Origin of the sequence: Pantoea sp. SJZ147, assembly GCF_007828605.1 — a bacterium.
Lineage (GTDB): Bacteria > Pseudomonadota > Gammaproteobacteria > Enterobacterales > Enterobacteriaceae > Pantoea > Pantoea allii.
The window spans coordinates 98,927-117,785 of the sequence record NZ_VIVB01000016.1; the positions used below are offsets into that span (position 1 = coordinate 98,927).

Annotated in this window: 15 protein-coding genes; 11 read left to right on the top strand and 4 right to left on the bottom strand. The window is 53.2% G+C overall.

Features of this window, described 5'->3' with window-relative positions:
• Positions 1 to 298: 298 nt before the first annotated feature.
• Positions 299 to 1,210 carry a threonine/homoserine exporter RhtA gene (rhtA, locus tag FBY13_RS20930; RefSeq protein ID WP_096012189.1) on the bottom strand — a complete coding sequence of 304 codons (912 nt, stop codon included), beginning with the start codon at positions 1,208 to 1,210 and terminating at the stop codon, positions 299 to 301.
• Positions 1,211 to 1,580: 370 nt separating this feature from the next.
• Between rhtA and ompX the strand changes: the two genes are divergently transcribed.
• On the top strand, positions 1,581 to 2,093 hold the full coding sequence (gene ompX, locus FBY13_RS20935) for an outer membrane protein OmpX (RefSeq protein WP_033737684.1): 513 nt from the start codon (positions 1,581 to 1,583) through the stop codon (positions 2,091 to 2,093).
• 481 nt (positions 2,094 to 2,574) lie between these two features.
• Here ompX and FBY13_RS20940 read toward each other — a convergent pair whose 3' ends face one another.
• Entirely contained in the window at positions 2,575 to 2,763 is a 189-nt protein-coding gene (locus FBY13_RS20940; RefSeq protein WP_063878888.1) for a hypothetical protein, read from the bottom strand.
• A 219-nt stretch (positions 2,764 to 2,982) separates the two neighbouring features.
• On the opposite strand from FBY13_RS20940, the gene mntR reads away from it, so the two are divergent.
• The 7 genes from mntR to FBY13_RS20975 all read left to right on the top strand — a co-directional run bounded on the left by mntR (position 2,983) and on the right by FBY13_RS20975 (position 11,993).
• On the top strand, positions 2,983 to 3,441 hold the full coding sequence (mntR, locus tag FBY13_RS20945) for a manganese-binding transcriptional regulator MntR (protein WP_013025174.1): 459 nt from the start codon (positions 2,983 to 2,985) through the stop codon (positions 3,439 to 3,441).
• A 24-nt stretch (positions 3,442 to 3,465) separates the two neighbouring features.
• Positions 3,466 to 4,575: an SLC13 family permease gene (locus FBY13_RS20950; protein ID WP_063878889.1), complete on the top strand. Its 1,110-nt coding sequence runs from the start codon at positions 3,466 to 3,468 to the stop codon at positions 4,573 to 4,575.
• A gap of 142 nt (positions 4,576 to 4,717) precedes the next feature.
• Positions 4,718 to 5,863 carry an HlyD family secretion protein gene (locus FBY13_RS20955; protein WP_145395061.1) on the top strand — a complete coding sequence of 382 codons (1,146 nt, stop codon included), beginning with the start codon at positions 4,718 to 4,720 and terminating at the stop codon, positions 5,861 to 5,863.
• Positions 5,860 to 7,428, top strand: a complete 1,569-nt coding sequence (locus FBY13_RS20960) for a DHA2 family efflux MFS transporter permease subunit (RefSeq protein ID WP_063878891.1) — start codon at positions 5,860 to 5,862, stop codon at positions 7,426 to 7,428. Before FBY13_RS20955 ends, FBY13_RS20960 begins: the two co-directional genes overlap by 4 nt.
• Position 7,429: 1 nt before the next feature.
• A complete protein-coding gene (locus FBY13_RS20965) occupies positions 7,430 to 8,956 on the top strand; it encodes an efflux transporter outer membrane subunit (RefSeq protein ID WP_096012191.1) in 1,527 nt (508 codons plus the stop codon).
• Between the two features lie 710 nt (positions 8,957 to 9,666).
• Positions 9,667 to 10,068, top strand: a complete 402-nt coding sequence (locus FBY13_RS20970; RefSeq protein WP_014606234.1) for an H-NS family nucleoid-associated regulatory protein — start codon at positions 9,667 to 9,669, stop codon at positions 10,066 to 10,068.
• Positions 10,069 to 10,400: 332 nt separating this feature from the next.
• On the top strand, positions 10,401 to 11,993 hold the full coding sequence (locus tag FBY13_RS20975) for an ABC-F family ATPase (protein WP_063878894.1): 1,593 nt from the start codon (positions 10,401 to 10,403) through the stop codon (positions 11,991 to 11,993).
• Positions 11,994 to 12,137: 144 nt separating this feature from the next.
• Here the strand turns inward: FBY13_RS20975 and moeB are convergent, their stop codons facing one another.
• Positions 12,138 to 12,896: a molybdopterin-synthase adenylyltransferase MoeB gene (gene moeB / locus FBY13_RS20980; protein ID WP_063878895.1), complete on the bottom strand. Its 759-nt coding sequence runs from the start codon at positions 12,894 to 12,896 to the stop codon at positions 12,138 to 12,140.
• Entirely contained in the window at positions 12,896 to 14,131 is a 1,236-nt protein-coding gene (gene moeA / locus FBY13_RS20985; RefSeq protein WP_063878896.1) for a molybdopterin molybdotransferase MoeA, read from the bottom strand. The genes moeB and moeA overlap by 1 nt, the downstream gene beginning before the upstream one ends.
• A gap of 216 nt (positions 14,132 to 14,347) precedes the next feature.
• Between moeA and FBY13_RS20990 the strand changes: the two genes are divergently transcribed.
• Genes FBY13_RS20990 through gsiB form a run of 3 tightly spaced genes read left to right on the top strand, consistent with a single transcriptional unit; the run spans position 14,348 to position 18,768 of the window.
• A complete protein-coding gene (locus tag FBY13_RS20990; protein WP_145395062.1) occupies positions 14,348 to 15,307 on the top strand; it encodes an isoaspartyl peptidase/L-asparaginase family protein in 960 nt (319 codons plus the stop codon).
• Positions 15,270 to 17,177, top strand: coding sequence for a dipeptide ABC transporter ATP-binding protein (locus FBY13_RS20995; protein WP_255474521.1), 1,908 nt, complete (start codon positions 15,270 to 15,272; stop codon positions 17,175 to 17,177). The genes FBY13_RS20990 and FBY13_RS20995 overlap by 38 nt, the downstream gene beginning before the upstream one ends.
• A 55-nt stretch (positions 17,178 to 17,232) precedes the next feature.
• The gene (gene gsiB, locus FBY13_RS21000) at positions 17,233 to 18,768 is read left to right on the top strand and encodes a glutathione ABC transporter substrate-binding protein GsiB (protein WP_145395063.1); all 1,536 of its coding nucleotides are present in this window, start codon (positions 17,233 to 17,235) and stop codon (positions 18,766 to 18,768) included.
• Positions 18,769 to 18,859 lie beyond the last annotated feature (91 nt).

An 18,859-nucleotide genomic window follows, 5' to 3' on the forward strand; every position in this document is an offset into this window, starting at 1 on the left:
TTGTCCTAATCAAGTACGAGATTGAGTATAGCAGTGATTCAGGGCTTTGCAGGATTGGCTTAATCAATGGCTGAAATAGTATTCGCCTTTGCAACGGTCAAACAGTGTGTAAATGAGTTAATAAAGTGTTAAATTTACCAGCAAGTAAAAGTATTATAAAATCATAAGGTTAAATAATTATTCAATGAGCAGGTTGTAGATGTTCTAAATATTAACTTTCTATTACATTTTAGATGAAAATAATTATCAGGATGATTTTTAGTGTTATTTAGCCTGTTTTTCAACAGGCTGGCGCGCATTATTTCTTGGCGTTATCCGCCACTGCAATCTCATTCAGCTGGCTCTTTCTGGGACGCATCGTCAGGGTTGCACCTGCAGACGCCAGGATAATTGCCAGTAACGCCAGGCACTGCGTTCCCGACAGGCTCTCGTTCAGATACATCATGCCCGACAGGGCCGCCACTGCGGGTTCAAGGCTCATCAGCGTGCCAAAGATCCGCGCTGGCAGGCGGGTTAGCGCAATCATCTCCAGCGAATAGGGCAGCGCCGTGGAAAGAAACGCCACCAGAACCGCGACGGGAATGACGCTCCACTGCCAGATGCCACTTGCCGCAAACGTCAACCCGACGGGCACAAACACCAGGGAGGCAATTAAGGAGCCGATGGCAACGGTGGCAGCACCGTGCTCTGCGCCTGCCCGCTGTCCCGATAAGATATAGCACGCCCAACAGGCACCCGCACCCAGCGCAAACAGCGCGCCCACCGGATCAACGGAGGCAATGCCGGTACTAAACGGCAGCAAAAACCAGAGTCCCGCCACGGCAAGGATGACCCAGATAAAGTCCAGCGCACGGCGTGAGCCGAGCAGCGCCAGCGTCAATGGACCAACAAACTCCAGCCCCACGGCAATGCCCAGCGGGACGGTGCGGATAGAGAGATAAAACAGGAAGTTCATTGCACCCAGCGACAAGCCATAAATAATGAGTGGCGTGCGTTGTTCCCGGCTAAAACGCAACCGCCAGGGTTTAAATATGACGCACAGGATGAGCGTGCCAAATCCCAGACGCAGGGCAGTAATGCCGGTGGCACCGACAGTGGGAAACAGGGTTTTCGCCAGTGAAGCGCCGCCCTGGAGTGACAGCATAGAGATGAGCAGAACGACGACAGGAATGAAGACTGGCGTAAATGACTTTAACGAAGTGGCTGACATCCTGTAGGCGCTTCCCGATCAATTTAGCTAACAAGATGACCAGTGTAATGGAAATGCAGGTCAAAAAGAGGGCGCAAAGTGATTTTAATTTTTTCTGTTTGGTTGGTTTTTGAGCAAAATTACGGGCAGATAAGTAAATTAATGTCAGGATTTTTTAGGAATTAACTTAAAGCATGAAAATTTGTTTAAGAGGTTTGTTGCAATCATATGACGTATTTTATAAGAAAAAAGAATGACATAGGATACTTCATTAACTTCCTGTTACACCAAACTATGTGTTAGACAACAAAATGCGGGCAGAGTTTCTCGCTATTTTTTGTTATATTTTCAGCGTTGTCAGGAGAGAAGTACTTTCACATTTGAGGTGGTTATGAAAAAAATTGCATGTCTTTCAGCATTAGCCTGTGTGTTAGCAGTAGCAACAGGTTCCGCCATGGCACAGAGCACCGTAACCGGTGGCTACGCACAGAGCGACTACCAGGGCGTTGCTAACAAAGCAAACGGCTTCAACCTGAAATATCGTTATGAAGACGGTTCTAACCCACTGGGTTGGATCGGCTCATTCACCTACACCGAGAAAGATCGTACCGAAGATGGCATCTACAATAAAGGCCAGTACTACGGTATCACCGGTGGTCCAGCATTCCGTCTGAATGACTGGGCAAGCATCTACGGTGTGGTTGGTGTTGGCTACGGTAAATACCAGGCTAACGACACCACGTCACGCGACAAAGCAGACACCAGCGATTACGGTTTCTCTTACGGCGCGGGTATGCAGTTCAACCCAATGGAAAACGTTGCACTGGACGTTGGCTATGAGCAGAGCCGCATCCGTAGCGTTGACGTTGGCACCTGGATCGCTGGCGTAGGTTACAGCTTCTAAGTTAGCGTAGTCGAGTTTTAAAAAACGGCCCTTTTCAGGGCCGTTTTTATTGGTAACGAAAAATAAGCCGTCAGAGAGTATCTGAGTAGTCATCGGGTAATGCCGGATCGGGTGTGAAGACCTGCGCGCAGATACCACAGCATCACTGTAGCCTTAGAGGCACGGATAGGGCGTAAAGACCTGCTCGCAGATGCCACAGCATCACAGTGGCTGATTGCCTGCCCATGAGTGCTGCCCCGTCGGAGAAATCTGCCGCTGGCGCAACCGTCATCCGCAACTGGACTTCGCCGATGCCAGAGAAGGGCGCGCTACCGCAGGCGACGGTCTCTGCCTGTTATAAAGGGCGCAGATAAGTGATGATTCAGGGGACGGAAGCAGTACAGACGTACATGGGGAGCACAGATAAACGGCAGGCGTGGTCAGCGCGGCAACAGAAGAAGCCCGCGCCTTCAGGCGGTCAGCCAAAAGGCGATATCAGCTATCAGCCGCGCCAGATCAGTTTTTGACAGTGACGTTCTTCCGGTTCATTCCCCAGAAGTTTGTTGATCAACATCAGGCGCAGTGTAAAAGGGGAACGGGTCAGCAGGCACCACCAGGATTTCATACCTGATGTTGATTTTTCTGCCTGGAAGCATTTGCTGCAGTCAACACAGCTTTTCAGGGTGCTCATAACATCACCTCCCAATAAATTTAACGCAACGGTAAGCAGAGCGGCTTAATCGTGCTTTAATGCATCACTCTGTTTACATTATCGACAAATATAGCATTGGCTATATCATTTAGCCAAGGCTAACGACGAAAAATTTGAGCTTATTTGCGCCTGGTTTACAATGAGCGCAGCTAAAACCACATGGCAGGCCTGGTGTGGAAAAAATAAAGAGGAAGCTGAATGAGTCGTCGTGCCAAAAGCGTGGTTTCTGCCCCGCAAGGACCACTGAAAGATATTGAAGAGCATGTCGAAGGTTTTCGGCAGGTGCGCGAGGCGCATCGTCGTGAGCTAATTGATGACTATGTTGAGCTAATCTCTGATTTAATTGGTGAATTTGGTGAAGCACGTCAGGTCGATATGGCCGCACGTTTAGGTGTTTCGCAACCTACCGTAGCAAAAATGTTAAAGCGATTAGGTACTGCCGGACTGGTTGAGCAGGTGCCTTATCGTGGTGTCTTTTTAACACGTGAGGGGGAAAAGCTGGCTGAAGAGAGCCGTGCCCGCCATCATATTGTTGAAACCTTCCTGTTAGCGCTTGGTATCAGTCCGGAAACGGCCCGTCGCGATTCAGAAGGCATTGAACATCACGTGAGTGATGAAACGCTGGCTGTATTCCAGAAATTTTACGAAAACAATTAACCCTCAGTTAAGGCGCCGGACATCATGCCCATCGTGCTTCGCTCATTTTTGCATGACCATATATTGCACTTGTTAGTCGTTGTTGGGGTTGTTCTGCTGTTTCTTGCTGATTATCGCTGGCCGGATCTTCCCGCCGCGGTGGACTGGCATACCATCATTACCCTGAGTGGATTACTTATCCTGACGAAGGGGTTGGAAACCAGCGGTTATTTTGATGTGTTGGGTGGCCGATTAATTGCGGGCTTCAAGCATGAACGTACGCTGGCGCTGTTTATGGTGCTGGCGGCGGCCCTGCTGTCGACCTTTTTAACCAACGATGTGGCGCTGTTTATTCTGGTGCCACTCACGTTGACGTTACGCAAATTTTCGCATTTACCTATCTCGCGCTTGATTATCTTTGAAGCCCTGGCGGTAAACGCCGGATCGCTGCTGACGCCGGTGGGCAATCCACAAAATATTCTGTTGTGGAGCCACGGCTCACTGAGCGTGGGCGGTTTTATTTTGCAAATGACACCGCTGGCGGTGTGGCTTCTGCTGAGCCTGCTGGTCGTCACCTGGTTCAGCTTTGCCAAACGCACCATTGAAAAGCATGACAACAGTGAACAGCACAGCTGGCATAAACCCCTGTTTGCCGTGAGTGTGGTGTTGTATCTGCTGTTTATTGCCGCGCTGGAATGGCATGTCACCGGCTGGGCGCTGTTGCTGATTCTGGTGTGTTTCCTGATTATGGCACGTCAGGTATTGCTGAATATCGACTGGAGCCTGCTGGTGGTCTTCATCGTGATGTTCCTGGATGTCTTCCTGCTGACGCGTTTACCGGTGATGCAGGCACATTTCGATGCCATTACCCATCTTGGCAAAGGGGAACTCTATCTGCTGGCTATCGGCTTGTCGCAGATCATCAGTAATGTCCCTGCGACGATCCTGCTGTTGCAAAAAGTGCCGCCAACGGAAGCGCTCGCCTGGGCAGTTAATATCGGTGGGTTCGGTTTGTTACCCGGCTCACTTGCTAACCTTATTGCGTTACGTATGGCCAAAGATCGCGCCATCTGGTGGCGTTTCCACCTGTTCTCCGTTCCTTTACTCGCCTGGTCCATGCTCACCGGCTGGCTGTTGCTAAAACTCGTCGCCTGATCCAGACACATCCTGCCACGGTGCAGGATGTGCTGCCTTTCTCAAGTTACGTAAAGTTGTACTGGATTTTGTCAGTTTTCGATCTAATGTTTAGTGGACTTTCTACGCCCAGGATAGAGGGCCTTAGCCAGCGACGGAAACTATGAGCGAGAACAACAACCGCGATTCACATCAGGAAGACGCAGAACACGCGCCGGATAACAACAGCCAGTCCCACGATAACCCGAGTAATAACGATGAAAAACCGCGTAAACGCCCCGGTAAAAAACCGTTAATTATTTTGGCCGTTATCGTGGTGGTGATGGTGATCGTGGCCTTTTTCTTTTGGTTTACCACCCGTAACGAAGAAACCACTGACGATGCTTTCACTGAAGGCAATGCGGTAACTATCGCCGCTAAAGCGTCTGGCTATGTCGTCAAGTTACTGGTGAAAGATAACCAACGGGTGAAGAAGGGCGATTTACTGGTAGAAATCGACCCCAGCGACAACGAAGCCCAGCGCGCCCAGGCTAAAGCTCAACTTGGTCTGGCAATGGCACAACTGCACCAGGCCCAGGCGCAGCTCGCGCTCTCACGTGTTCAGTATCCGGCCCAGCGCGATCAGGCTCTGGCAGACCAGGCGAAAGCCGAAGCAAATTACCTGAATGCGCAGGCTGACTACCGTCGTCAGCGTGGCGTTGATCCTCGCGCTACCAGCCAACGCAATATTGACGCTGCTTCTGCTCAGTTGCGTTCTGCGCAGGCCCAGTTGCAAAGTGCCAAAGCGCAGGTGGAAGTTGCCTCGCAGGTTGCGCTGCAAATCCGCCAGCAGGAAACCAATGTTGAAGCACGTCAGGAACAGGTTGAGCAGGCAAAAGCCCAGCTCAACGTGGCGGAGCTAAACCTCTCTTATACACAGGTTCGTGCGCCTTACGATGGCTTTGTGACGAAGCGCAACGTGCAGATGGGCACCCTGGTGCAGGCAGGCAGCGCCTTGTTCTCGCTGGTTTCTCCGGATATCTGGATTACCGCCAACTTTAAAGAGTCGCAGTTGGAGCGGATGAATCCGGGTGACAAAGTGACGATCAGCGTTGATGCCTGGCCGGATATGAAGCTGGAAGGCCACGTCGACAGCGTTCAGATGGGCACAGGATCGCGTTTCTCAACCTTCCCGTCTGAGAATGCCACCGGGAACTACGTGAAAATTGTCCAGCGCGTACCGGTAAAAATCGTGATTGATAAAGGACTTGATCCAAACCGGCCGCTGCCACTGGGATTATCGGTTGAACCGAAGGTAACCGTGGAATGAGCGAATCGCAGAGCTGGAAACCCGCCAGTAATCCCTGGCTAGTGGCCATTACGGTCACGCTGGCGGTATTTATGGAAATTCTCGATACCACCATCGTAAACGTGGCCCTGCCGCATATCGCGGGTTCACTCTCCTCCAGTTACGATGAATCGACCTGGGTGTTGACGTCGTATCTGGTGGCGAACGGTATCGTGCTGCCCATCTCTGCCTTTTTCAGCCGTCTGTTTGGCCGTAAACAGTTTTTTTTAATCTGCATCGTGATGTTTACCATCTGTTCATTCCTGTGTGGTATCGCCACTGAACTCTGGCAGATCATTCTGTTTCGCATCCTGCAGGGCTTTTTTGGCGGTGGCCTTCAGCCTGTACAACAGTCGGTGCTGCTCGACTATTTCAAACCGGAAGATCGGGGCAAAGCCTTCGGCCTTTCCTCTATCGCCATCATCGTGGCACCGGTTATTGGCCCGACGCTGGGCGGCTGGATTACGGATAATTACAGCTGGCGCTGGGTTTTCTTTATCAATATCCCGGTCGGCGTGCTGACCATCATGGCCATTTTACCTTTGCTGGAAGATCCGCCGTGGGAGCGTAAATGGGCCAAGGGTAAACTCAAGATCGACTATATCGGCATCAGCCTGATTACGCTGGGCCTGGGCTGTTTGCAGGTCATGCTGGATCGCGGTGAAGACGAAGACTGGTTCGCCTCGCACTTTATCGTTTTGTTTGCCGTGCTGGCGCTTGTTGGCATCGTCGGGGCTATTTACTGGTTGATGTATGCCCGCAAACCCGTGGTCGACATTCTGGTGATGAAGGATCGCAATTTCTGGGTCGCAGGCTTATTAATGGCCGGGATGGCGATGATACTGTACGGCAGCTCGGTGGTCTTGCCGCAGTTGGCACAGCAGGATCTTGGCTATACCGCCACCTGGTCGGGACTGGTGCTGTCTCCTGGCGCGGTGTTGATTGTCCTGACCATTCCGCTGGTCTTGAAACTGATGCCGGTGGTGCAGACCCGCTATATTATCGCCTTTGGTTTTAGCTGTCTGGCGTTAGCCTTTTTCTATTCGGCATCCTTAACGCCGAATGTGGACTTCACCACGCTGGTGCTGATGCGCAGTGCACAATCCATTGGCCTGGGTTTCCTGTTTGTGCCGCTGACCACCATTGCCTTTATTACGATCCCCCAACGGTTAAATGCGGACGCCTCGGCGCTGTTTACCATGTTCCGTAATGTCGCGGGGTCGATTGGCATCTCGTTGTCCACGGCGGCGATTACAGAGCGAGAGCAGGCGCGCTCGGCCCATATGGTGCACAACATGACGCCGCTGAATGAACAGTTCAATATTACGGTTCAGCACTGGGCACAGGCGATCCGCGACTTCACCTCTGCGGTGGGCGATCCCGTCACGTTGGCAACCGGTCAGCTCTATAAAGAGATGATTGTCCAGTCACGCATTCTGGCTTATATCGACGTCTTTTCAGGCTTAAGTATCGTTGCCCTGATTTTGATTCCATTTTGTTGGCTGCTGTCGCCTGTCAAAAGCGAAGGCAGTGCAGGAGCACACTGACATGAAAGTTATGAGTACGCATCGCCTGAATCCGCTCAACCTGATGCTGGTGTTAGCGCTGGCGGGCTGCAGCGTCGGCCCGGACTATCAGGCACCTAAGCCCCAGATGCCGGGCAGCTATCACGCCCTGGATTCGCAGGAAAATTCGAAGCCACAAACGTCAGCGGTGGATTCACGCTGGTGGCATAACTTTAAGGACCCGCAACTCGACAGCCTGATTGCACGCGCTATCGAAGGTAATCTGTCCTTACAACAGACGGTATTACGGATTGCCGGCGCGCGTGAGCAACTGTCGCAGGCGCAGGGCGGATTATTTCCCAGCCTTAACGGTTCAGCCAAGGTCACACGACAGCAACTGGGGCTGGAAGGGCTGCTGAAAGCGAACGGTGCCGACCAGCTCGACAGCAATGTTGCCAGCCAGCTGAACGGTCTGACGCAACCGGTCACCTTGTATCAGGGCAGTTTCGACGCCAGTTGGGAACTGGATCTGTGGGGCAAAGTGCGGCGCCAGGTGGAGTCAGCCAATGCCCAGCAGCAGGCGGCTATTGAGCAGCGCAACGACGCACTGGTGTCGCTCGAAGCGGAAGTGGTGCGCGCATGGCTTCAGCTGCGCGGCGCGCAGGCAACGGTAAATACGCTGCAACAACAGATTGCCGTGGCCGATCAGACCTGGCAGTTGACGGAAAGCCAGCAGCGTAACGGCCTGGCACCGGTGACCAATGTGGAAAATGCCCGGGCGCAGTTAAGCAGCCTGCAGGCGCAGTTGCCGCAGTATCAGGCACAAACGCGCCAGGCGATGAACGGTCTGGCCGTGCTGCTGGGTAAAACGCCGGGTGCGCTGGATGCCGAACTGAGTGAGCCGAAAGCGCTGCCCACATTACCCGCGTTTGTCTCTGTCGGCATTCCCTCTACGCTGGCACGACGTCGTCCCGATATTCGTCAGGCAGAAGCCACACTTCATGCTCAAACCGCCGAGATTGGCGTTTCTGTCGCCCAGCTGTTCCCCAGTCTGTCGCTGACCGGTCAGTTGGGTGTCCGTAACACTGACGTCAGCTACCTTGATGACTGGAGCAGCCATTTCTACAGCGTGGGGCCGTCGTTATCCATTCCCATTTTCCAGGGTGGAAGATTGGTTTCAAGCGTGAAGCTGGCGCGTGCTCAGCAGGCCAACGCGGCACTCAACTATCGTCAGACGGTGCTGACGGCTCTGCAGGATGTGGAAAATGCCCTGGTCAGTTACCGTGCCGACCAGCAGCGCGTCACCGCACTGGATGAAACCACTGGCGCGCTGCAACGCACCTTCGATCTCGCCAGTGACAGCTATCGCCAGGGATTATCGACTTTCCTTGAGGTACTTGATGCCCAGCGTCAACTGGCGCAGGCGCAGGAACAGGCTACTCAGGCGCGCATGCAAAGTGGACTGGATCTTGTCGCCCTCTACAAAGCGTTAGGCGGTGGCTGGGAAACCTACCAGAACGTGCAACTGCCGCAGTACGACGTATTTGGTCCGGCAACGCAGGTGAATTAACCGGTCCGGCCGTGGCCCTGTAACGGGACACGGCCGGAAAAAAGCCGTACTGATACCCGAGATGTATTATTTATGCGTTATACCGTCAAATAAAAATCATCAAACTTCCCTGTGCAGTCCCGTGATAACCCGCATCTGAAATAGCCTCTGCTATTTATCTTTCCAACATTACCCAGCAAAAAAATGCGCGGCGGGTGTGAGTGCCAGGCCTGCCAGCCCTTTATCCTCTTTCTGACGCGTCCGCGTGCTTTTACGTCAGCTACACGCCAGAGAAGGGCGGCATAATCAACGTAGTTAGAAAAATTAACCCCGCTGTTATCCGCAAGCCACGGGATAAATCCCCCGTTATACGCTGGCTATTTCAGTGGAATTCACTCTGAAGACGGCAAGAAAAACGGGCAGCCGGACAAGGCATTTAATCCAAATTCGTTGAGGATGATAAAAATAACCGGCAAGAACGTTATAAAATCTGAGGCATGATTCATGCAGTAAGCGTAATCAATGAAATCGTTTACATTGTGCGAGGATAGCCGCTATTTAGTGTTAATTCATGGTTAATAATCTCTCCACATAAGCATCCTGAATACTTCACGGGCATTTAAAAAACCTATCGGAATTATCTGTAGTAATAAATTAATTTATTTTTTTATTTGAATTAGGTAATCTTGTCGCTACAGTTTAATTAAACCCCCTTAATCAAGGATATTGTGATGAGTGACGCATTTAAAGTTCTAAACAACATTCGCACATTACGTGCCCAGGCTCGTGAACTGCCACTGAGCGATCTGGAAGAAATTCTTGAGAAATTGACGGTCGTTGTAACTGAACGCCGTGAAGAAGCCCATGCTGAAGAACAACAGAATCGTGAAAAAGAAGAGAAGTTATCTAAATATCGCGAAATGCTGCTGGCTGACGGCATCGATCCTAATGAATTATTAGGTGCCCTGGAGCAGGGTAAAAAACGCACTAAGCGTGCGCCACGTCCGGCTAAATATTCTTATACCGATGAAAACGGTGAGAAGAAATCATGGACCGGCCAGGGCCGTACCCCAGCAGCAATTAAAAAAGCGCTGGATGAAGGTAAAAGCCTGGACAGTTTCCTGATCGATTAATCGACACAATCCTTGTAAGCGGTAGCCGGAGACATTTATGTCTCCGGCTTTTTTTATTTAAAAAACCCCTTTGTACTCTCTGACTATTTCTGGCATCGGCCTGTTAATTAATCGCCTGTTGGGTCAGGCAGAAGCCGTGCCGTTAGCGAATGCCACCGCGGCTTGCGTTTGCGCGGTGCTGAGCAGGCGAAAATCGGCAGGGGCAATAATTAAAAGCGTCGCGTTTTCAAGGGGCATTCAGGCAATCCTTGCCGGAGGCTGGCGTGCGCTACGTCACATCTGGCATAATAGCCGCCGTTTTTCCATCCACTCTCTTCACTAAGGTCAATGCCGTGTTAGTTAGCAGCAATATCACCATGCAGTTTGGCAGCAAGCCACTGTTCGAAAATATCTCCGTAAAATTTGGCGGCGGTAATCGTTACGGTTTAATCGGTGCGAACGGCAGCGGAAAATCCACCTTCATGAAGATTTTGGGTGGCGATTTGGTGCCATCGGGCGGCAATGTCTCTTACGATCCCAATGAACGTATCGGTAAATTACGCCAGGATCAGTTTGCCTTCGAAGAATATAGCGTGCTGGATACGGTAATCATGGGGCACCATGAATTATGGGAAGTGAAGCAGGAACGTGACCGTATTTATTCGTTACCCGAAATGACGGAAGAGGAAGGCTACAAAGTCGCTGACCTTGAAGTCCTGTATGGTGAAATGGATGGTTACAGTGCTGAACCGCGTGCGGGTGAGTTATTACTTGGTGTGGGTATTCCGGTAGAGCAGCATTATGGCCCGATGAGCGAAATTGCACCGGGCTTTAAATTACGTGTTCTTCTGGCACAGGCATTGTTCTCTAATCCTGATATTTTGCTGCTGGACGAACCGACCAACAACCTGGATATCGATACTATTCGTTGGCTGGAGCAGGTGTTAAACGAACGCGACAGCACCATGATTATCATTTCGCATGACCGTCACTTCCTCAATATGGTCTGTACTCACATGGCCGATTTGGACTACGGTGAGCTGCGTGTTTATTCCGGTAATTATGATGAATATATGACCGCTGCCACTCAGGCGCGTGAGCGACTGTTATCGGACAATGCCAAGAAAAAAGCACAAATTGCCGATCTGCAATCCTTTGTCAGCCGTTTTAGTGCTAACGCCTCTAAATCGCGCCAGGCGACATCACGTGCCAAACAGATGGACAAAATAAAACTGGAAGAGGTCAAAGCCTCCAGTCGTCAGAACCCCTTTATTCGATTTGAGCAGGACAAGAAACTGTTCCGTAATGCGCTGGAAGTCGAAGCGATCACCAAAGGGTTTGATAATGGTCCACTGTTTAAAAATTTAAATCTGCTGCTGGAAGTCGGTGAAAAACTGGCGATATTAGGGGCTAACGGTATTGGTAAATCCACCCTGTTAAAAACCCTGGTCGGCGAACTGACGCCGGAAAGCGGCAGCGTTAAATGGTCTGAAAATGCCAAGATTGGTTATTACGCCCAGGATCACGCAGACGATTTTGCCGACGACCTGACGGTATTTGACTGGATGAGCCAGTGGAAACAGCAGGGCGATGATGAGCAGGCCGTACGTGGCATCCTTGGCCGTCTGTTGTTTTCACAGGACGATATTAAAAAGCCCGCCAAAGTGCTGTCCGGGGGTGAGAAAGGGCGCATGCTGTTTGGCAAGCTGATGATGGAAAAGCCCAATATCCTGATTATGGACGAACCAACCAACCACCTTGATATGGAATCCATTGAGTCATTAAATATGGCGCTGGAAATGTATGAAGGAACGTTGATTTTCGTTTCTCACGACCGTGAGTTCGTGAGTTCACTGGCGACGCGCGTGATAGAGATGAAAGCCGATCGTATTGTGGACTTCACCGGTAATTACGAAGATTACCTGCGCAGTCAGGGCATCGTATAAACATAACGGGGTAGCGATAGCTACCCCGTTATCGTTTGGGTCTGTGCGTCAGGTTAGATTGCCTGCGACGACCCGGCTTAACATCCTTTTTTTACTGACCTGCAGCCCCCTCCGCTTTACGCATGAACCCTATCAATTAACGGCTCAATCATGATGGCCGCACACTTCACACTCGGGGTCCTGCGATACCTTCATGGTGCGAAACTCAGCGCTCAGCGCATCGTACATCAGCAAACGTGAGCGAGCAGGGGAGCCGAAGTGCGTCAGCAGCTTGAGGGTTTCCATCGCCTGCATTGCACCCACCACGCCCACCAGCGGCGCCATGACGCCCGCTTCCACACAGCTCAGCACCTGAGATCCAAACAAACGGCTGATGCAGCGGTAACAGGGCGCACCGGGTTGCCAGTCAAACACGCTGAGCTGACCTTCCATACGGATTGCCGCACCCGATACCAGCGGCACTTTCAACTGATAACACAACCGGTTGATTTGCTCGCGCACCACCACATTGTCCGTACAGTCCACGACCACCTGCTGCTGGGCGATAAGCGCCTTGAGTGCCTCATCGTCCAGTTGGCCGTGCACCGGATGCAGCTGACAGTGAGGATTAATGGCCGCCAGGCTTTCACGGGCCGATTCCACCTTGTTGCGACCAATATCCGCATCATGATGCAAAATCTGTCGCTGCAAATTAGAGAGTGATACCGTATCAAAGTCCAGTAGCGAAAGATTCCCCACGCCCGCCGCTGCCAGATAGGGCGAGGCTGCACAGCCTAAACCGCCCAGCCCCACGACCAGCACGTGGCTGGCCTTTAAGGCTTCCTGACCGTCAAAGTCAAAACCACGCAACACAATCTGTCGGTTGTAGCGCAGCATCTCGTCGTGGCTCAGTTCGGGCAACATTATCCCTCCAGCAGCGGGTTAAAGGGTTCGACGTCCACCCATTCACCTGCTGCAACCGGGCCGCGCTCGCGTTCCAGTACAATAAAGCAATTGGCCTGAGAAAAAGAACTGTAAACGTGGGAGCCCTGCGCACCGGTGCTGATCACCTCTGGCTCGCCCTGGCTATTCTGACGCAGAACGCCGCGCTGAAAATCCAGTCGACCGGGCGATTTTTTCAACGCGGTTGCCGTACGTACGCGCAGGCGAGCGGGCAGAGCGGAGGCGGTTTGCCCCGTCAGGGTGGCCAGCAGCGGTTGCACCAGTTGATAAAAGGTCACGACGGCAGATACCGGATTGCCGGGAAGGCCGCAGAACCAACTGTTCGCCAGGCGACCAAAAGCAAAAGGTTTACCGGGTTTCATCGCCAGCTTCCAGAAGCTAATCACCCCCAGCTCTTCCAGCATCGATTTGGTAAAGTCGGCTTCACCCACCGAGACGCCGCCGGTGCTGATGACCACATCAGCCTGGCGATCGGCTTCAGTAAAGGCGCTACGCAGTGCAGTGGGATCGTCTTTAATAATGCCGAGATCGATGACCTCGCATCCCAGCTTGTGCAACATCAGCGAAATCGCAAAGCGGTTGGTGTCGTAGATCTGCCCGGCCGCTAAGGGCTGGCCCACAGGTTGCAGCTCGTCCCCAGTTGAAAAAATAGCGACGCGCAGTTTACGCAAAACCTTTACCGTGGCGATGCCCAGCGAAGCCAGCAGGGGCAGTTCGGCCGCGCCCAGGCGCACGCCTGCCGCCAGAACCTGATGACCGGCACGAATATCATCACCCGTCAGTCGAATATTTTGTCCGGCGTTGACTGGCGCGGTGATGACAATATTATTGTCCTGCAGGCGGGTTTCCTCCTGCATGACGACCGCGTCACAACCGGCAGGAACAGGCGCGCCCGTCATAATTCTGATGACGCTTCCCGCTGGCCACTCTCCGCTAAACGGCGCGCCGGCAAAAGCCTTACCGGCCACCCGCAGAGGCTGTCCGCTGGCAACCTCCGCCAGCCTGACGGCGTAACCGTCCATAGCGGCGTTGTTAAAGGGCGGTACGTCTATCGGTGAGGTGATGGCGCAGGCTGTGATGCGCCCGGCGGCTTCTGGCAGGGTCAGCTCAAGCGACTCTGTGATGGGCGTCAGCTGCGCCAGCATCTTATGTTGCGCGTCCTCAAGGGAAATCAGTCCGGCAGTAAAGCTTTCCATTCTATTCTTAGCCTGTCTGTTGCAATGGCTGTCTATTATGGTGACTTTTCCTTTCAGAGTCACATCGGCATAAGCCACAACGAAAGGTTATTAGCGCAATGTCAGTTTCCGCTTTACAACCTTTAGCGGGCTTTCTATATTCAAAAATGGTCTAAATTGACTTAAAACCATTCAAAATCAGTGTTTTTCCTTCTGATGCAACCACAGGGTAACGCTATGGCTAAAGCAGCGATCGCCATTCATGGTGGTGCGGGGGCAATAACCCGTGCGGCGATGAGCGCAGAAAAAGAGCAGGCATACCGTCAGGCGCTTTACGAGATTGTAACGCATGGGCAGAACATGCTGGCTCAAGGCGCATCTGCGCTGGATACGGTGACGGAGGCGGTACGTCGGCTTGAAGAGTGCCCATTATTCAACGCCGGTAAAGGTGCGGTGTTTACGCAGCAGGGGACGCATGAGCTGGATGCCAGCATCATGGATGGCAGGACGTTACAGGCCGGAGCCGTCGCAGGCGTTTCCCGTATTCGTAATCCAATACTGGCGGCGCGTGCGCTGTTAGATAACAGCCCTCATGTCCTGTTAACGGGGATGGGCGCTGAAGATTTTGCCCGCGCGCAAGGCCTTGAACAGGTTGAACCTGATTTCTTTTCTACGCCCGAACGCTGGGAGCAGCTGCAGCGCGCGCTCGGCAGCGACACCGCGCTGCTGGATCATGATGGCGCGGCGCAAAGTGTTGATCCGCTTGATCCGGATCGTAAGTTCGGCACGGTGGGGGCCGTCGCCCTCGACAATGAGGGTAACCTTGCCGCCGCCACCTCAACCGGCGGTATGACCAATAAACACGTGGGCCGGATTGGCGACTCGCCGTTACCCGGTGCAGGCTGTTATGCCAGCAACGACAGCGTGGCCGTATCCTGTACCGGCACCGGTGAAGTGTTTATTCGCACGCTGGCCGCCTACGATGTGGCGGCACAAATGCGTTATGGCGGGCGCTCGTTACAACAGGCCAGCGTGAATGTTATTCACGACAGCGTGCTGGAGTTAGGCGGCAGCGGTGGGTTGATTGCGATCGATCGTGATGGCAACGTGGCGCTGCCCTTCAACAGTGAAGGCATGTACCGGGCTTGCGCCCGCGCAGATGAGGCCGCAGAGGTGGCAATTTACCGTGAAAGCTGACCGCGAGACCGTCCAGAACACGCCGCCCGGCGCAACACTGTTAACTGACGATCAGGTACTGGCCGTACGCGATCTCAACGTGCGTTTTCAGAACGATGGCATCGTGACGGAGGCGGTGCGCCACCTTTCACTCGACGTTTACCGGGGAAAGACACTGGCTCTGGTGGGAGAGTCCGGCTCGGGCAAGTCCGTGACCTCGCTGGCGTTGATGCGCCTGATTGAGCAGGCCGGCGGTGAGGTGAGTGGCGAGATTATGCTGCGCCGCCGCAACGGCGAGGTACGGGATCTGATGCGTCTGCCGCGCGGCCAGATGCGCCAGGTGCGCGGGGCCGATATGGCGATGATCTTTCAGGAACCCATGACCTCGCTGAATCCGGTGTTCTCGGTGGGTGAACAGATCGCCGAATCTATTCGTTTACATCAAGGCCAAACCCACGCCGGGGCGCTGGCAGAAGCGCGGCGCATGCTTGATCGGGTGCGCATCCCCGACGCGCAAAACATTCTGGGGCGTTTTCCTCACCAGCTCTCAGGCGGTATGCGTCAGCGTGTGATGATTGCCATGGCGCTGTCGTGCAAACCTGCGCTGTTGATTGCTGATGAACCGACCACGGCGCTTGACGTGACGATTCAGGCGCAGATTCTGCAGCTGATTCGTGAACTGCAAAAAGAGATGCAGATGGGGGTGATTTTTATCACCCATGATATGGGCGTGGTGGCTGAAATGGCTGACCGCGTGCAGGTGATGTATCGCGGAGAAGTGGTCGAGAATGCCGAGACGGTGCAGCTGTTCAGCGCACCGCAGCAGCCTTATACCCGTGCTTTACTTGCCGCTGTCCCGGCGCTGGGGGCGATGCGGGGCCAGCCGCTCCCTGCGAAGTTTCCCCTGATTGACAGTGATGAAAAGCCGGACGAGCCGCAAAATACCGTACGCCATGACCAGCCACCGATTTTACAGGTGCGTAATTTGGTCACCCGTTTCGATATCCGCTCAGGTTTATTGAATCGGGTGACAAGGCGGGTACACGCGGTCGAAAATATCAGTTTTGACCTCTATGCGGGCGAAACCCTGGCGCTGGTAGGGGAATCCGGATGCGGTAAATCCACCACCGGACGCTCCCTGTTGAAGCTGGTTGCCAGCCAGGGCGGCAGCATCACCTTTAACGGTCAGCGTATCAACGATCTGTCAGGCCCCGCGCTGGCGCATCTGCGGCGCGATATTCAGTTTATTTTTCAGGACCCCTATGCGTCGCTGGACCCGCGCCTGACCGTCGGCTTCTCGATTATGGAGCCGTTACTGGTGCACAAGGTCATGCCGCGCCGTGAGGCGGAACAGCGCGTCGCGTGGCTGCTGGAGAAAGTGGGATTATTACCGGAGCACGCAAGGCGCTATCCCCATGAATTTTCCGGCGGTCAGCGTCAACGTATTTGCATTGCACGGGCGCTGGCGCTCAACCCCAAAGTCGTGATTGCCGATGAATCGGTTTCTGCGCTGGATGTCTCCATTCAGGCGCAGATCATCAACCTGATGCTCGATTTACAGCGCGAGTTTGGCATCGCCTTTCTGTTTATTTCCCATGATATGGCGGTCATTGAACGCATCAGCCACCGTGTGGCGGTGATGTATCTGGGACAAATCGTCGAGATGGGGCCGCGTCAGGCGGTGTTTGAACATCCGCAGCATCCCTATACCCAAAAGCTTATGGCCGCGGTGCCCATTGCCGATCCCGCGCACCGACAGCGCGAGCGTAGTTTATTAGTCGATGAGATTCCCAGCCCAATTCGTTCATTGGGCGATGAACCCGAAACGGTTTCGCTCAGGGAAGTGGCCCCCGGCCATTTTGTGGCGCGTCACGCCCTGAGCGCGAGCTGAATAATTAAGCGGTCGCTGCGGCGACAAATCAGACAGGGATTACAAGGAGAAGACAATGCAGATAACGATGCGTAAAGGGTTACTGGCTGCGAGCGTACTGAGCAGCGCAATGGCGTTACCCGCGTGGGCAGCACAGGATGCAGTGATTGCCGTTGCCTCTAATTTCACCACGCTTGATCCCTACGATGCCAATGACACCTTGTCACAGGCGGTAGCGAAATCCTTTTATCAGGGGCTGTTCGGCTTCGATAAAGATATGAAGCGCATCAATGTGCTGGCCGACAGCTACCAGGTGAGCGAAGACGGCCTGACCTACACGATTAAGCTGCATTCAGGCGTGAAGTTTCAGGACGGCACCGACTTTAATGCCGAGGCGGTTAAAGCCAACCTCGATCGCGCCAGCAATCCTGATAATCATCTAAAACGCTATAACCTGTTCAAATACATCGCCAGCACTGAAGCTGTCGATCCTACGACGGTGAAAATCACACTCAAGCAGCCTTTTTCAGCCTTTATCAACAACCTGGCGCACCCTGCTGCGGTGATGATCTCGCCTGCAGCGCTGAAAAAATATGGCAAAGACATTGGTTTCCATCCGGTGGGAACCGGGCCGTTTGAGCTTGTGACCTGGAACCAGACCGATTTTGTTAAGGTGAAAAAATGGGATGGCTACTGGAAAAAGGGCTATCCAAAACTCGACAGCATCACCTGGCGTCCGGTGGTGGATAACAACACCCGTGCGGCCATGTTGCAAACGGGCGAGGCGAATTTTGCCTTTCCTGTGCCTTATGAGCAGGCCAAACTGCTGGAGAAAAACAGCAAGCTTGATGTTGTCACCACGCCATCGATCATGCAGCGTTATATCAGCCTGAATGTGACGCAAAAACCTTTTGATAACCCCAAGGTGCGTGAAGCGCTGGAATACGCGATTAACCGTCAGGCATTAGTCAAAGTCGCGTTTGCCGGTTATGCCACCCCGGCCACCGGCGTGGTACCGCCGTCAATTGAGTACGCACAAACCTATCCACCCATTCCTTACGATCCGGCCAAAGCGAAAGCGTTGCTGAAAGAAGCGGGCTATCCGAACGGGTTCGACACCACGCTCTGGTCATCTCACAATCACAGTACGGCACAGAAAGTCCTGCAGTTTGTTCAGCAGCAGCTGGCGCAGGTGGGCGTTAAGGTGAAAGTGACGGCGATGGATGCGGGACAGCGTGCGGCGGAAGTGGAAGGCAAAGGTCAGAAAGAGAGCGGTGTACGCATGTTTTATACCGGCTGGTCAGCCTCCACAGGAGAAGCTGACTGGGCATTAACGCCGCTGTTTGCCACGGCTGCCTGGCCACCGGCGATCTTTAATACGGCCTTCTACAGCAACCCTAAAGTGGATAAAGATTTAGCGGATGCGCTGAAAACCACCGACAGCAAGCAAAAAGCCGAACGCTATAAAGATGCGCAGGATATTATCTGGAACGATCATCCGTGGATTCCACTGGTGGTGGAGCAGCTGGTTTCAGCCCACAGCAAAAACCTGAGTGGCTTTTATGTGATGCCGGATACGTCATTCAGTTTTGACGATGCCGAGCTGAAGTAATCCGGCGCGCCCGTTCAGGTTGTCGACAGCTGGGCGCTGCCCAAAGTTGGAACCTGAGCGGGTTTTTTGATGCCCGCTGTTTCAGTGCGTA

What these genes read in the sequence shown, in the direction of transcription:
- FBY13_RS20950 (WP_063878889.1), top strand. Translation starts at nt 3,466, where the DNA reads ATGCCCATCGTGCTTCGCTCATTTTTGCATGACCATATATTGCACTTG.
- FBY13_RS20990 (WP_145395062.1), top strand. Translation starts at nt 14,348, where the DNA reads ATGGCTAAAGCAGCGATCGCCATTCATGGTGGTGCGGGGGCAATAACC.
- mntR (WP_013025174.1), top strand. Translation starts at nt 2,983, where the DNA reads ATGAGTCGTCGTGCCAAAAGCGTGGTTTCTGCCCCGCAAGGACCACTG.
- FBY13_RS20970 (WP_014606234.1), top strand. Translation starts at nt 9,667, where the DNA reads ATGAGTGACGCATTTAAAGTTCTAAACAACATTCGCACATTACGTGCC.
- moeA (WP_063878896.1), bottom strand. Translation starts at nt 14,131, where the DNA reads ATGGAAAGCTTTACTGCCGGACTGATTTCCCTTGAGGACGCGCAACAT.
- moeB (WP_063878895.1), bottom strand. Translation starts at nt 12,896, where the DNA reads ATGTTGCCCGAACTGAGCCACGACGAGATGCTGCGCTACAACCGACAG.
- FBY13_RS20965 (WP_096012191.1), top strand. Translation starts at nt 7,430, where the DNA reads ATGAAAGTTATGAGTACGCATCGCCTGAATCCGCTCAACCTGATGCTG.
- FBY13_RS20960 (WP_063878891.1), top strand. Translation starts at nt 5,860, where the DNA reads ATGAGCGAATCGCAGAGCTGGAAACCCGCCAGTAATCCCTGGCTAGTG.
- ompX (WP_033737684.1), top strand. Translation starts at nt 1,581, where the DNA reads ATGAAAAAAATTGCATGTCTTTCAGCATTAGCCTGTGTGTTAGCAGTA.
- gsiB (WP_145395063.1), top strand. Translation starts at nt 17,233, where the DNA reads ATGCAGATAACGATGCGTAAAGGGTTACTGGCTGCGAGCGTACTGAGC.
- FBY13_RS20940 (WP_063878888.1), bottom strand. Translation starts at nt 2,763, where the DNA reads ATGAGCACCCTGAAAAGCTGTGTTGACTGCAGCAAATGCTTCCAGGCA.
- rhtA (WP_096012189.1), bottom strand. Translation starts at nt 1,210, where the DNA reads ATGTCAGCCACTTCGTTAAAGTCATTTACGCCAGTCTTCATTCCTGTC.
- FBY13_RS20995 (WP_255474521.1), top strand. Translation starts at nt 15,270, where the DNA reads ATGAGGCCGCAGAGGTGGCAATTTACCGTGAAAGCTGACCGCGAGACC.
- FBY13_RS20955 (WP_145395061.1), top strand. Translation starts at nt 4,718, where the DNA reads ATGAGCGAGAACAACAACCGCGATTCACATCAGGAAGACGCAGAACAC.